Raw genomic sequence first — 13,756 nt, 5'->3', positions numbered from 1 at the left:
TGCGCTGTCGGGTGCGGGTGCGCTGTCGGGTGCGGCTCCGGTGGGGCTTCTCGCGCAGTTCCCCGCGCCCCTGAAAAGCAGGGGCTGCGCCCCGTGCTTTTCAGCCCCGCCGCCGGTCGCCTTTCAGGCCGCGGAGGGCTGGTCTCCCCAGGCCGCAGGGCCTGGTCTTCAGGCCCGCAAGGGCCCGGTCTTCAGGCCCGCAGGGGCCTGGTCTTTTAGGGGCGCGGGGAACTGCGCGAGAAGCCCCACCGGGCCCGCACCCGACAACGCAGCCGGCCGCCCCGTCAGGCCGACCCCCGGATCTCCAGCCTGATACGCGGCTCCACCTGAAGTCCGGCGGCCTGCCCGCCGTCGAGCGCGGCCCGCACCGAGTCCGCGTACAGCTCGGCGATCCCGGGCAGGTCCTGCACGACGGTGGTCAACGGCGGCCAGGACACCGCCGCGGCAGGGGTGTCGTCGACGCCGACCACCGCCATGTCCCGGGGCGCTTCCAGGCCGAGGTGCCGCAGCCCGGACAGGACGCTCACGGCCACATCGTCGTTGAACGCACAGATGCCGGTCACCGGCGGCCCCGCGGCGAGCCAGGACCGTACCGCCTCGGCGGCGGCGCCCGGCGCCAGCGGGACGGTCCGGACCTCGGGGGCGGGCAGGCCCAGCTCCAAGCAGACCTTGCGGACACCGTCCAGGCGCGGTCTGGCGAAGACATCGACCCGCTCGTCGTCGGGGTAGGCGTACCCCAGGCGCCGGTGGGAGGCGGCCAGATGGCGGGCCTGCGCCGCACCGATGGCGTTCGCACTCGTGATGCCCTCCTCCTCCCCCAGCCCCGTGTCCTCGTACAGGGCGGCGATCACCTCGGTGCCCGCGGCCCGCATCGCCGCCGCGTCGGCCTCGGAGAACGGTGCGAAGGCCAGCACGGCGGCCGGGGTGAGGGCCTTCCAGATCTCGCCCAGCGGGCGGGCCCCCCGGATGCTGGAGTGGACGACGAACGTGAGATCACGCTTCGCGAACGCGAGCGTCAGCTCTTGGACGAGAAGGCCGGTGGCGTAGCCGAGCGGCCAGTCGGGCAGCAGGCCGAGCACCACGTCGGAGCGTCCGTAGCGGAGGGTCCGGGCCGCGGCCGAGGGGGCGTAGCCGAGCTTGCGGGCCGCGTCCAGCACCCGCTGGCGGGTCGCGTCGGTGATCTTCTGATGTGCCGTGTTGTTGAGGACGAAGCTCACCGTCGCCCGCGACACACCGGCCTCACGGGCCACGTCCGCACTCGTCACTCTCGCGCCTCGCGGTGCCATCGACGACCACCTTCCACGAACCTCTTGCGCGACGCAGGAGACACAGTTAGTTTACGGACATCCACTTTAACGTGTTAGCGACACGTTAAAGCTACTCCAGGTAACGAAGATGTGAGTTTCGCGACGGGACGCCCGACCGACTCATCCGATCGCCGACATTGAAGCAGACTCCCCGCGACGCCCATGAGACGGAGTGATCCTCCGGGTACGCCGCGCCTGGTCCCGTCCGTCGCATCGGCATCGCCACCCCTGTCCGGCGGCTCCCCCGCCGGCCCCGCACCCGAACACCGGCGGATCCGCCCACCAGGCCCCGCCTCGGTGGCCCGATTCGCCCCCCCTCGCAACCTCCTCAACTCGGCCCGCTTTTCCTTTCGGAGACCCTCGATGAAGAGAAGAACCGCACTCCAGGCCTCGATCTGCGCGGTGGCCACGCTCACCCTCGCCGCCTGCGGTGGTGCACAGAGCAACAGCGGCGGCGCCAGCGCCGGCCCGGTCGACCTGACCATCGCGCTGTCCTCCGCGCCCAACAGCCTGGATCCCGCTCAGGTCGCCGTCGGACCCTTCCTGAACTACATGGACCCCGCCTACGCGACCCTGCTGACCCGCAAGCCGGACGGCAGCCTCGGGGCCGGCCTCGCGGACAAGTGGGGCTACGTCGGCAAGAAGAACACCACGTTCGAACTCCACCTGCGCAAGGGCGTGAAGTTCGCCGACGGCACCCCGATCACCGCCACCGATGTCGTCAACTCGTTCAAGTACTTCCAGAAAGGCAGCGGACCCGCCGCCGCCTGGTTCCGCCCCCTGGCCTTCGCCACGCCCGACAGCGCGACCGTCCGGATCACCAGCCCCACGCCCAACCCCGACATGGGCACCCTGTTCACGCCCCCGTACATGGGCGGCGCCATCGTCAGCCCCGCCGGACTCAAGACCCCGAAGAAGCTCGCCTCCACGACCTTCGGCGCCGGACCGTACGTGTACAGCGCCCAGCAGTCGGTCTCCGGCGACCACTACGTCTACGTCCCGAACAAGAACTTCTACGACCAGGACGCGATCCACTTCAAGAAGATCACCGTCCGGGTGATGCCCAACGTCAACTCCCAGGTGCAGGCCCTGAAGTCCGGGCAGATCGACCTCATGTACGGCACCCCGGACGTGGCGCCGACCGTCAAGGGCGACAAGGCGATCACCACCCTCCAGAAGCCCACCACCTGGGCGGGCCTGTTCCTCCTGGACCGTGACGGCACCGTCGTCAAGGGCCTCGGCGACGAGCGGGTCCGGCAGGCGCTGAACTTCGCCGTCGACCGCTCCGCGATCACCAAGGCGGTCTACGGGGACTACGGCACCCCGATCTCCCAGCCGCAGATGCCCGGTTACGACGGCTACAGCACCGCCGCCGCGGACATGTACCCCTACGACCCGGCCAAGGCCAAGAAGTTGCTGAAGGAGGCGGGCTACGCGAAGGGCCTGACCATCCCGGTGAACTACGGGTCGTTCGACCCCTCGACGGCCAAGATGGTCCAGGCCGTGCAGGGTCAGCTCGCCGAGGTCGGCGTGAAGCTGAAGCTGCGGGCCGCCACCAACTTCGGTGGCTGGATCAACGACCTGCTGACGAAGAAGTACGCGGCCACCGTGCTCTCGCCCGGCACGGGCGGCGAGGCCAACTTCTACGCACAGCAGCCGCCGTTCACCAAGACGGGCATCATGAACGTTTTCGGGGTGGCCGACCCGGACGTCGACGCCGCGTACGCCCGGCTCGCCGCGGCGGGACCGAAGGCCTCCGCGGCGGCGTCGGTGGACCTCACCGATGTGATCGTGCGCAAGGCGCTCGCCCTGCCGGTCTCCGGCACCGACACCATCGCCATGTACAACAGCGAGCTGCGCGGGGTGAAGTTCCCGGAGGGCGGCGCACAGCTGACCTCCAACACCCTGTGGACCACCAGCTGACGAGGGCCGATGCTTCCCATCATTCTCCGCAGGCTGGCACTGTCCGTGCCGCTGCTGGTGATCGTCTCGGCGATCACCTTCCTCCTGGAGTCGTTCGTGCCGGGCGACCCGGCACGGACGGTCCTCGGCATCAACGCGACGCAGGAGCAGTACGACGCGCTGAGGGCGGCCATGCACCTCGACCAGCCGGTCGTCGTGCAGTACTGGCTCTACCTCCGCGACGCGCTCCGCGGTGACCTCGGCAGCTCGTTGTTCTCCGGTGAATCCGTGCTGGGGCTGATCGGGCAACGCCTGCCGGTCACCCTGGCGCTGGTGATCGGGGGGACCGTGCTGGCGACCGTGGTCGGCGTGGTGCTCGGCGTGTACAGCGCGACGCGTGGCCGGGTCAGCCGCCGGCTGTTCGACGTCGTGTCGCTGCTGGGCAGCGCGGTGCCCAACTTCTGGATCGCCCTGGTCCTGGTCTCCGTGTTCGCCGTCAAGTTCGCCCTCTTCCCCGCGACCGGGTACACCCCGTTCGCCGAGTCGCCGGGGCAGTGGGCACTGGGCCTGGTACTGCCCGTGATCTCGCTCGCGATCGGCGGGGTCGCGTTCATCTCCAAGGTCACCCGGGACGCGATGCTCACCACCCTCGGCCTCGACCACATCAGAACGCTGCGGGCCTCCGGCATCGGCCCCAGGTCGATCATCTGGAAGCACGCCCTGCGGGGCTGTGGACTGCCGGTGGTGACCACGATCGGTCTGATGATGGTCACCTTCATCCCCGGCACGATCCTCATCGAGAACGTCTTCACCCTGCCCGGCCTGGGCACCACGGTCGTGGACGCGACCAACCAGCACGATCTCCCGGTCGTCCAGGGCCTCACCATCACCTTCACGGTCATGGTCATCGTGGTGAACCTGCTCGTGGACGTCCTCTACAGCCTCCTCAACCCGAAGGTACGTACGGAATGACCACTGTCGAGGCGCCCCCGAGGGCGCGATCACGGGCGAGGGTCAACAACCCCTTCGCCGGGATAGGGCGCCGCCCCGTCGCCGCCGCGGCACTGGTCGTGGTCGTCGGGATCACCGCCGCCGTGCTCCTCGCCCCGCTCCTGGCTCCGCATCCACCCCTGGCGCAGGACCTGCTCCACACGCTGTCCGGTCCGTCGACGGACCACCCGCTGGGCACCGACGTACTCGGCCGCGACGTACTGAGCCGACTGCTGTACGGCGGACGGCCCACCCTGGTCGGGGTGGCGGCGGCGGTCCTGGTGTACGCCTTCGTCGGCCTGTCCCTGGGTGTGCTGGCCGGCTATCTGCGCGGCTGGACCGACCGGATCATCGTCGGCGTGCTGGACGTCATGCTCTCGGTCCCGGCGGTCATCATCACGCTCGCCGTCCTCGCGATCTTCTTCCAGAGCAATGTCGCCGCCATGCTCACGCTCGGCTTCTTCGCCTCCGCGGGCCTCGCCCGGATCATCCGCGGTACCTGTCTGGCGCTGCGCGAGGAACTGTTCGTGGACGCGGCCCGGGTGTCCGGGCTCAGCCCGGCCCGGATCATGGCTCGGCACATCCTCCCCCGCCTCTCCGGGCAGTTGCTGGTCCCCGTCTTCCTCTTCTCCGGCAACGCCCTCGCCATCCAGACCGGCCTCGGCTTCCTCGGCCTGGCCACCCCCGCGCCCGCCCCGAGCTGGGGCGGGATGGTCGGGGAGGCCGCGCAGATCATGCAGCAGGACCCCTATCTGCTGTTCGTCTCCGGTGGGGTGATCGGCCTGATGTCCCTGTCCTTCGGGCTCGTCGGCGACGGCCTGCGGGACCTCGAACAGGACCGCCGGCAGGCGACCGGAGGCCGGTCACGGCGACCGGTTCCCGTGACGGCCCTCGACAAGGCCGGCCCCGGACCCTCGGACACATCACCGCCGCCCGGGGCGATCCTCGCCGTGCGCGACTACTCCATCGCCTTCGGCACCGCGCAGGGTCCCCGCACCGTCGTCGACTCCATCGACTTCGGCGTCCGCCCCGGTGAGATCTTCGGCCTCGTGGGCGAGTCCGGCAGCGGCAAGACGGTGACGGGCCTGTCCCTGCTCGGGCTGCTCCCACCCAACGGAGCGGTGACGAGCGGCGCGGCCTGGCTGGCCGGCACCCGCGTCAGCGGCCTCCCCGAGCGGGAGTTGCGACGCCTCCGGGGTCGCGAGATCGCCCTGGTGTCGCAGGAGCCCATGGTGGCGCTGGACCCGTACTTCACCATCGGCTCCCAGCTGGCCGAGGTGATCCGGCGCACCAGCGAGTCCGCGGGCAACAAGGACGCCGTACGGCAGCGGATCCGTGAGCTGCTGACCAGCGTCCAGCTGCGCGATCCGGACGACATCGCCCGCCGACACCCGCACGAACTGTCCGGCGGCATGCTCCAGCGCGTCGTCATCGCCATGGCGCTGGCCGGGTCGCCGAAGGTGCTGATCGCCGACGAACCGACCACGGCACTGGACGTGACCGTGCAGGCGGGGATCCTGGACCTGCTGCGGTCGCTGCGCGACGAGCACGGGATGGCGATCATCCTGATCACTCACGACCTGGGCGTGGTGGCCGACAGCTGCGACCGCGCGATCGTGATGGAGCAGGGCCGGATCGTGGAGGAGGGCTCGGTCAAAAACATCTTCTACCGGCCCCGGCACCCGTACACGAAGAAGCTCATCGAGAGCACACCGAGCATCGCTCGCACCGAGGGCAGGATCGCGTGATGGGAACTCCCGTACTCCAGATCGACGGCCTCGCGGTGCGCTACCCGGGCCGTGGTTTCCGCAAGCCGCCGACCACCGTCATCGAGGAGGTGTCGTTCGAGGTCGGTCGCGGCGAGACCGTGGCCCTCGTCGGCGAGTCCGGCTCGGGGAAGACCACCATCGGCCGAGCGGTGCTGGGCCTCACGCCGGTCAGCGGCGGACGGGTCCTGCTCGACGGCCGGGACATCACCCGCCTCACCGGCAAGGCGCGCCGGCTGCTCGCCCCCGACCTCCAGGCGATCTTCCAGAACCCGTACGGATCGCTCAACCCGGCGCTGCCGGTGGGCCGGACACTGGCCGAGCCGCTGCTCGCCGGTTCGTCCCGGTCCCCCGGCGAGGTCCGCGACGACATCGCCGCACTGCTGCGCAGGGTCGGGCTGCCGGAGGACGCGGCGGAGCGGTACCCGGCACAGTTCAGCGGGGGTCAGCGCCAGCGCATCGCCATCGCCCGCGCGGTCGCCCGCAAGCCCAGGCTCATCATCTGCGACGAGCCGACCAGCGCCCTCGACGTCACCACCCAGGCGGCGGCGCTGGAACTCCTCTCCGAACTCCGGTCGACGCTCGGCTGCGCGTATCTGTTCATCACCCACGACCTCGCCGTCGTCAAGGAGTTCGCGGACCGCACCCTGGTCCTGCAGCACGGCCGCATCGTGGAGGAGGGAAACAGCGTCGACGTGTGCGACCGACCCCGGCACGAGTACACCCGCCGCCTGGTGGCGGCCGCACCGGTCCCCGACCCTGATCTCCAGCGGCAGCGCCGTCAGCGACGGACGGAGGTGGACGCGACCGCTCGATGAGTGCCCGGAAAGGCCGCTACGGGAACCGCGAGCTTCGGGAGGGTGAAGTGCAAGCGAGCGTTCAGGAGTTGCACATGCCGACGGATACTGAGCGGCCCCTGGAAGGGGTCGGCGTTCGCCCGTGACAGCCCGAGCGCCTCGCCTCCACACTGCACCGACCGCCCGAAGCAGCGCGGTGGAGCGCCCTTCCGAGGCCGGGGCTCCCTCCGGGGCCAGCCCTCAGGACGCTCCGGCGGCGGCGCCACCTGCCGCAGCTCCGAAGCCCGCCAGATGGCGGATGCGCGCAAGGGCGGCGCGCGCGCCCTGCACACCTGCGGTCGGCGTCAGTCCCCCCCCCCGCCGCTCCAACGGCCCATCGCGTACGCGTGGTACTTGCCGGTGCTGCTGGTCAGCGACACACACACGGTGCGTGACTGAGCGCGGTGACACCGAACAGTGTCACCGCGCTCAGTCACGCACCGACGAGGGGCGTCGGGAAAGGGGCGTCAGGCCGCGAAGTCGCGGTCGCGCGTCTCCGGCAGGGCCAGTACGCACAGCAGACTGACCAGACACAGCCCGCCCGCGTAAACGCCGAGGGCGAGGGGGGACTTCCACTGGGAGTTCAGCCAGGTCGCGACCAGCGGGGCGAACCCACCGCCGAGGGTGTTGGCGAGGATGAAGGTCGCCGAGGCTCCCGTGTAGCGCAGCCGGGCCGGGAACAGCTCCGGCAGGAAGGCCGCGATCGGCGCGAACATCAGGATGAACAGGACCAGGCCCACCGTGAACGCGCCCGTGATGACCAGCCCGTTGCCGGTCGCCATCGAGCCGAACATGGGCAGCGCCCACACCGCGCACCCGATGGCCCCGGCCATGATGACCGGCCGCCGCCCCACCTTGTCGGCCAGCCGGGCGACCGGTATCACCGCGGCGGCCGTGACACCGGCGGCCACGCTCGCGGCGACCAGCATCGTGTTCTGCGCGATGCCGAGCGCCTTCGGCCCGTACGACAGGCTGTAGACGATCGTCAGGTAGTAGACGGCGGAGCCGCCGGCCGCCGCGCCGATGCCGAGCAGCAGCTGTCCCGGGTACTCCTTGACCAGGGCGCCCAGCGGGAACCGCGGGGCGGCGGGGCGGTCGCCCGGGGCCTTGGCGCTGAACACGGGTGACTCGCTGACCCGGGTGCGCACCCAGAACCCGACGACGATGAGCAGGGTGCTCAGCAGGAACGGCACCCGCCACGCCCCGTCGGCGAAACCGTCCCGGCCGGCGACGGCGATCGTCGGCAGGATCACGGCGCTCGACAGCAGGAAGCCCAGCAGCGGGCCGATCTGGGGAATGGACGCGTAGACCGCCCGGCGCCCCGGCGGGGCGTGCTCGGCGGCGAGCAGCACGGCGCCGCCCCATTCGCCGCCCATGCTCACGCCCTGGAGCAGTCGCAGGGCCACCAGGAGCACCGGGGCGAGGACGCCCACGGTGTCGTACGTCGGCAGCAGGCCGACCCCGACCGTGGCGATGCCCATCAGCACCAGTGAGGTCACCAGAGCCCGCTTGCGGCCGAGGCGGTCGCCGATCGTCCCGAACAGCACGACGCCGATGGGGCGGGCGAGGAACGCGGCGGCGAAGGTAAGGAAGGCCGCGAGGGTGGAGACCGTGGAGCTGCCGGACGGGAAGAAGGCGGGGCCCAGGACGAGCGCGGCGGCCGTACCGTACACCGCGAAGTCGTAGTACTCGATCGTGGTGCCCACGAGGCTGGCGACGGCGACGCGCGAGACGTTCTCCTTGGCCTCGGGCGGTGGGGCGGGGGGCGCGACGGTACCGACTGCTGCAGCGTCGCTGCTGGTCTCTGACATGGAGCGGCTCACCTCCGGCAGGCCCGGTCTCAGTGATACGGGCCACAGTGGGGACTGGTGCCGTGGACTGTAGGAAGACCGGTCATGTGTCGGCGCATGACCGTGCCGTTCTGTGGAACAGCGGCCCCTCGCCGGAGGGGGACCCGCGCAAGCGCATGCAATATGCATGTTTTTCCTGTTACGTCACCCGCCTCTCCCTGGGGGGTGAGGCGGGCGACGTAGGGTGCGAAGGGTCAGCGGGTGCGGTTCCCCGCCGACGCCAGATCGAGCGCGATGTCGACGATCATGTCCTCCTGGCCTCCGACGAGGCCCCGGCGGCCCACCTCCAGGAGCAGTGCGCGGGCGTCGACCCCGTAGTGGCCGGCGGCGGTCTCCGCATGACGCAGGAACGAGGAGTACGCGCCCGCGTAGCCGAGGGTGAGTGTCTCCCGGTCGACCTGGACCGGGCGGTCCCGCAACGGCCTCACCAGGTCGTCCGCGGCGTCCTGGAGGGCGAACAGATCGCAGCCGTGCTTCCAGTCCTGGAGGTTCGCGACCGCGACGAACGCCTCGATCGGGCAGTTCCCGGCGCCGGCGCCCTGACCGGCGAGGGACGCGTCGACACGAGTGACGCCCTCCTCCACGGCGACCACGCTGTTGGCGACCGAGAGGGAGAGGTTCTCATGTGCGTGGATACCGATCTCGGTGGCCGGGTCCAGCGCGTCACGGTAGGCGCGGACCCGTTCACGTACGCCGTTCATGGTGAGCCGGCCGCCGGAGTCGGTCACGTACACGCAGTGCGCCCCGTAGGACTCCATCAGCCGTGCCTGCGCGGCGAGTTCGGCGGCCGGTGCCATATGGCTCATCATCAGGAACCCGGCGACGTCCATGCCCAGGTCACGGGCCTTGGCGATGTGCTGCGCGGAGATGTCGGCCTCGGTGCAGTGGGTGGCGACACGCACCGAGCGGACGCCGAGGGTGTGGGCGCGTTCCAGTTCGGCGATGGTGCCGATGCCGGGGAGGAGGAGGGTGGTGAGCACGGCGTCGGTCAGGTGTGCTGCCGCCGCCTCGATCCATTCCCAGTCGGTGTGACTGCCCGGCCCGTAGTTGAGCGAGCCGCCGGCCAGCCCGTCGCCGTGGGCGACCTCGATCGCGTCGACCCCGGCGGCGTCGAGGGCCGCGACGATCCGCCCGACATCGGCGGGGTCCATGCGGTGCCGGATGGCGTGCATGCCGTCCCGCAGGGTGACGTCCTGGATGTACAGCTTCCGCGTCATGGGCGGCCCTCCGGGGGAACGGTGTCGCGCCGGGCGATCGACTCGGCGACCCGCAGGGCGGCGGACGTCATGATGTCGAGGTTTCCGGCGTAGGCGGGCAGGTAGTGGGCGGCGCCCTCGACTTCGAGGAATACCGACACCCGGGTGCGCACCGGCCCCGCTCCCGGCGGCACCAGGGTGTGCACCGGTTCTGAGCCGTCCACGGGGGTGAACTGCACCTCCTGCTTGAGGCGGTAGCCGGGGACGTACTCGGCGACCCGGTCGACCATGGCCTCGACCGACGCGCGTACGGCCTCGTGGTCGGCGTCCCCGATGAGGCAGAACACCGTGTCCCGCATGATGAGCGGGGGCTCCGCCGGGTTCAGGACGATGATCGCCTTGCCCCGGGAGGCACCGCCGACGGACTCGATCGCGCGGGAGGTGGTCTCGGTGAACTCGTCGATGTTGGCACGGGTGCCCGGTCCCGCCGACCTGGAGGCGATGGAGGCGACGATCTCCGCGTAAGGGACCGGGGTCACCGCCGAGACCGCGGCGACCACGGGGATGGTGGCCTGGCCACCGCACGTCACCATGTTCACGTTCATGGAGTCCAGGTGGGCGTCCCCGTTGACCGGCGGCACGACGAACGGGCCGATCGCGGCGGGAGTGAGGTCGATGAGTCGCTTGCCGTACGGCGCCAGTCGAGCGGCGTTGGCGCGATGGGCCTGGGCCGAGGTCGCGTCGAAGACGATGCCGATGTCGTCGAAGCCGGGCAGTGCGATCAGCCCTTCGACGCCCTGGTGGGTGGTGGGCACGTTCAGCCGGGCGGCGCGGGCGAGCCCGTCGGAGGCCGGGTCGATGCCGACCATGACGCTCATCCGCAGTGCGTCCGACAGACGCAGGATCTTGATCATCAGGTCGGTGCCGATGTTTCCGGACCCGATGACGGCGACGTCGGTTCGCTTCATGCGTCCTCCTCGGGCTGGTGAAGTCCTTCCTGCCGCGCGGAGAACGCGGCGGTGACCGTGCCCAGCGAGCTGATCTCGGCGCGTATCCGGGTGCCGGGCGACACCGGGACCATCGGGCCCAGAGCCCCCGACAGGACGATCTGCCCGGCCCGCAGCGGAAGGCCGTGCTCCCTGGCCGTGCGGGCCAGCCAGGCCAGCGCGTTCAACGGGTCACCGAGGCAGGCGGCGCCGTTGCCCTCGGAGACCGGCTCGCCGTCGGCGTACATGCGCATGGTGGTCTCGCGCGGCTCGAACGCGCCCAGCGTGACCCGGTGTTCACCCAGCACGAACAAGCCGCTGGAAGCGTTGTCCGCGATGGTGTCGGTGAGCCGGATGTCCCAGGCGGCGATCCGGCTGTCGACGATCTCGATCGCCGCGACGGCGTACTCCACGGCGCCCCGGACACGGACGGCGTCGAGGTCCCCGTCCGCCAGGTCCTCCCCCAGTACGAAGGCGATCTCGGCCTCGGCCTTCGGCTGCGACAGCCGCTCCATGGGGATCTCCGGCGCGGCCGAGACGTCCATGTCGGCGAACAGCATCCCGAAGTCGGGCTGGTCGACTCCGAGTTGCTGCTGCACGACCGGGGAGGTGAGCCCGATCTTGCGTCCGACGACAACCCCGCCGGCGGCCAGCCTGCGCCGTGTCAGCTCCTGTTGCACGGCGTAGGCGACTGCGATGTCATGCTCGCCCAGCAGATCGCGCACCGGGGCGACGGGACGCCTGTCTTCCACCGCAGCCGCCAGCCGCGCGACGGCTCGCTCCACCGCGTACGTGTCAGTGGCCACCGTGATCACCGTCCCTTCGCCGCGGCGACGGCGAAGCCTGCGATCCAGGCGGGGACGGCCTCGTAGAAGCGGGAGTTCAGGTCGTACGGGCCGGTGGCGGCGAGGGAGGCGAAGGCGGCGATCCAGGTACGGACCTCATGGGCGGAGTTGCCGCCCTCCCGCGCCATGCCTTCGACGGTCCAGGTGTCGAACTCGGCCAGTTCGCCGTTCTCGATGTGGTCGAGGAACCGGTTGTCCCAGGCGGGGTTGATCGGGATCATCGTGGTCGAGCCGGCGGCGTAGTCGCGGCCTGCCTGGACGACCCGCCGCTCGCCCTTGGCCCGCTGCTCGGGAGTGGGCGGGCGGCCCTCGACAAGGGCCTCGGCGACCCTGGGCGGTGCCCCGTCCAGGACCGGCACGGGCGGGTCGTGGGAGAGGCCGCCGGAGGCCAGGAACAGCACTCTGCGGTCGAGTTCGGCCGCGGCCTGTCCGATCGCGGTGCCGAGCGCCCGGACCCGGCCGACCGGGCCCAGCGGAGTGGCGACACCGTTGACGAAGACCGGCACCACGGGGACCTTGTCGATCCCGCCGAAGAGCACCTCCAGGGGTTGCGCGAAGCCGTGGTCGACGGTCATCCGGGCCGAGACGGTCAGATCGACACCCCGGTCGAGCACGCCCCGGGCCAGCGCCCTCGCCGCGGCGGTGTCGACCGACAGCGGGCCCGCCGACGTACCGAAGTCGCCCACCGCGTGGGCCTCGGTGGCCAGGCAGAAGGGCGGCATCTCCTTGTAGAAGAAGCCGTTGTAGTGGTCGGGTGCGTAGAGGACGAGCAGTTCCGGGTCGTAGGCGCGGATGAAGTCCCGGGCCCCCTCGACGGCCTGGTCGACCCGGGCCAGGACCTCGGGGTCGGGGTCGTTCCTGCCGATGAGGGGCGAGTGGGACAGCCCGACAGCTGCTGCGGTCATGGTGCTTCCTTACTTCTGCGGGGTGCGGGGGCGGGCCGGGCCCGGCGGGTGGACGACGAGCTTTCCGGTGAGACCGCCGTCGATCATGAGCTGGAAGCCCTTGTGGATCTCGGTGAGCGGAAGCGTCCGGTCGATGACCGGCCGGACACCGGTGGCCTCCATCAGCCGCAGCATCGCGACCAGTTCGACACGGGTGCAGCCGGTGGAGCCGAGGATGCGCTGCTGGAGGTAGAAGATTCGCCCGAGGTCGGCGGGCGGGTTCATCCCGCTCGTCGCGCCGGCGATGACGACCGTGCCGCCGGGGCGGAGCGACTTCAGCGAGTGCGACCAGGTCGCCTCGCCGACCGTCTCGATCACCACGTCCACCCGTTCGGGCAGCCGCTCGCCCGTGCCTACGGCGGCGCGGGCTCCCCAGGACACGGCCTCGGCGCGCTTGTCCGCGCTGCGGCTGGTGGCGTAGACGACGGCACCCGCGGCCACCGCGAGCCTGATGGCGGCGGACGCGACACCGCCGCCCGCGCCCTGCACCAGCACCCGGTCGCCGGCGATGATCCGGGCCTGGGTGAACAGCATGCGGTACGCGGTGGTCCAAGCGACCGGCAGACAGGCGGCCTCGTCGAAGGAGAGCCAGTCCGGCTTCGGGACCAGGTTGCGCGCGGGAACGGTCAGATACTCCGCGAACGTACCGTCGTGCCGCTCGGACAGCAGCGCGCGATCGGGGTCCAGCGTCTCGTCGCCTCCGCCCGCGTCCGGGTCACCGATCACCGGGTGGACGATGACCTCGTTGCCGTCCTCGTCGTAGCCGGCCGCGTCGCACCCGAGGATGATCGGCAGCCGGTCGGGAGGATGCCCCACTCCTCTCAGCGTCCACAGATCGTGCATGTTCAGTGAGGAGGCCACGACGCGGACGCGTGACCACCCCGGACGCGGAGTCGGCTCGGGGACATCGCGCAGCACCAGCCCCGACAGCGGGTCGGCGGCGCTCTGAGAGATTGCGGTAGCGGCAAGCACGCGGCCACGGTCGCCCCGACCGGTCGGACCGCCCTAGCCCGTGTGCCGCTGGGCAGCACGGGTTCCGTGTACGCACGAGCAAGGGGTGCGCACGCCACAGCCGCGCCGCGAGCCGGGTCGGTCCCGGTTCACGGCGCGGCGGAACGGTGTGGTGGCTGGGCC

General features: G+C 71.0%; 11 protein-coding genes. 4 read left to right on the top strand and 7 right to left on the bottom strand.

What is annotated here, in order from left to right; genetic code table 11:
* Positions 1-284 precede the first annotated feature (284 nt).
* The gene (locus ACZ7MG_RS03230; protein ID WP_471395740.1) at positions 285-1,286 is read right to left on the bottom strand and encodes a LacI family DNA-binding transcriptional regulator; all 1,002 of its coding nucleotides are present in this window, start codon (positions 1,284-1,286) and stop codon (positions 285-287) included.
* Positions 1,287-1,670: 384 nt separating this feature from the next.
* On the opposite strand from ACZ7MG_RS03230, the gene ACZ7MG_RS03225 reads away from it, so the two are divergent.
* Genes ACZ7MG_RS03225 through ACZ7MG_RS03210 form a run of 4 tightly spaced genes read left to right on the top strand, consistent with a single transcriptional unit; the run spans position 1,671 to position 6,783 of the window.
* Positions 1,671-3,230: an ABC transporter substrate-binding protein gene (locus tag ACZ7MG_RS03225; RefSeq protein ID WP_471395739.1), complete on the top strand. Its 1,560-nt coding sequence runs from the start codon at positions 1,671-1,673 to the stop codon at positions 3,228-3,230.
* Between the two features lie 9 nt (positions 3,231-3,239).
* Positions 3,240-4,181, top strand: a complete 942-nt coding sequence (locus tag ACZ7MG_RS03220; RefSeq protein ID WP_471395738.1) for an ABC transporter permease — start codon at positions 3,240-3,242, stop codon at positions 4,179-4,181.
* Positions 4,178-5,947 (top strand): dipeptide/oligopeptide/nickel ABC transporter permease/ATP-binding protein, encoded by a 1,770-nt coding sequence (locus tag ACZ7MG_RS03215; RefSeq protein WP_471395737.1) that lies wholly within the window; start codon positions 4,178-4,180, stop codon positions 5,945-5,947. Before ACZ7MG_RS03220 ends, ACZ7MG_RS03215 begins: the two co-directional genes overlap by 4 nt.
* The gene (locus ACZ7MG_RS03210; protein WP_471395736.1) at positions 5,944-6,783 is read left to right on the top strand and encodes an ABC transporter ATP-binding protein; all 840 of its coding nucleotides are present in this window, start codon (positions 5,944-5,946) and stop codon (positions 6,781-6,783) included. Before ACZ7MG_RS03215 ends, ACZ7MG_RS03210 begins: the two co-directional genes overlap by 4 nt.
* 485 nt (positions 6,784-7,268) lie before the next feature.
* Here ACZ7MG_RS03210 and ACZ7MG_RS03205 read toward each other — a convergent pair whose 3' ends face one another.
* The 6 genes from ACZ7MG_RS03205 to ACZ7MG_RS03180 form a co-directional block, all read right to left on the bottom strand.
* Positions 7,269-8,612, bottom strand: a complete 1,344-nt coding sequence (locus ACZ7MG_RS03205; protein ID WP_471395735.1) for an MFS transporter — start codon at positions 8,610-8,612, stop codon at positions 7,269-7,271.
* 233 nt (positions 8,613-8,845) lie between these two features.
* Positions 8,846-9,868, bottom strand: a complete 1,023-nt coding sequence (gene dmpG / locus ACZ7MG_RS03200; protein WP_471395734.1) for a 4-hydroxy-2-oxovalerate aldolase — start codon at positions 9,866-9,868, stop codon at positions 8,846-8,848.
* Positions 9,865-10,815 (bottom strand): acetaldehyde dehydrogenase (acetylating), encoded by a 951-nt coding sequence (locus tag ACZ7MG_RS03195; protein WP_471395733.1) that lies wholly within the window; start codon positions 10,813-10,815, stop codon positions 9,865-9,867. Before ACZ7MG_RS03195 ends, dmpG begins: the two co-directional genes overlap by 4 nt.
* Positions 10,812-11,648: a 2-keto-4-pentenoate hydratase gene (locus ACZ7MG_RS03190; RefSeq protein ID WP_471395732.1), complete on the bottom strand. Its 837-nt coding sequence runs from the start codon at positions 11,646-11,648 to the stop codon at positions 10,812-10,814. Before ACZ7MG_RS03190 ends, ACZ7MG_RS03195 begins: the two co-directional genes overlap by 4 nt.
* A complete protein-coding gene (locus ACZ7MG_RS03185; protein WP_471395731.1) occupies positions 11,645-12,583 on the bottom strand; it encodes a 3-carboxyethylcatechol 2,3-dioxygenase in 939 nt (312 codons plus the stop codon). Before ACZ7MG_RS03185 ends, ACZ7MG_RS03190 begins: the two co-directional genes overlap by 4 nt.
* A 9-nt stretch (positions 12,584-12,592) precedes the next feature.
* Positions 12,593-13,594 carry a zinc-binding dehydrogenase gene (locus ACZ7MG_RS03180; RefSeq protein WP_471395730.1) on the bottom strand — a complete coding sequence of 334 codons (1,002 nt, stop codon included), beginning with the start codon at positions 13,592-13,594 and terminating at the stop codon, positions 12,593-12,595.
* Between the last annotated feature and the right edge of the window lie 162 nt (positions 13,595-13,756).

The sequence above is a fragment of the Streptomyces sp. NPDC107538 genome, from assembly GCF_055657445.1.
The sequence above is the reverse complement of the archived record's forward strand: the minus strand, read 5'-3'. Positions and strand labels throughout refer to the sequence as shown.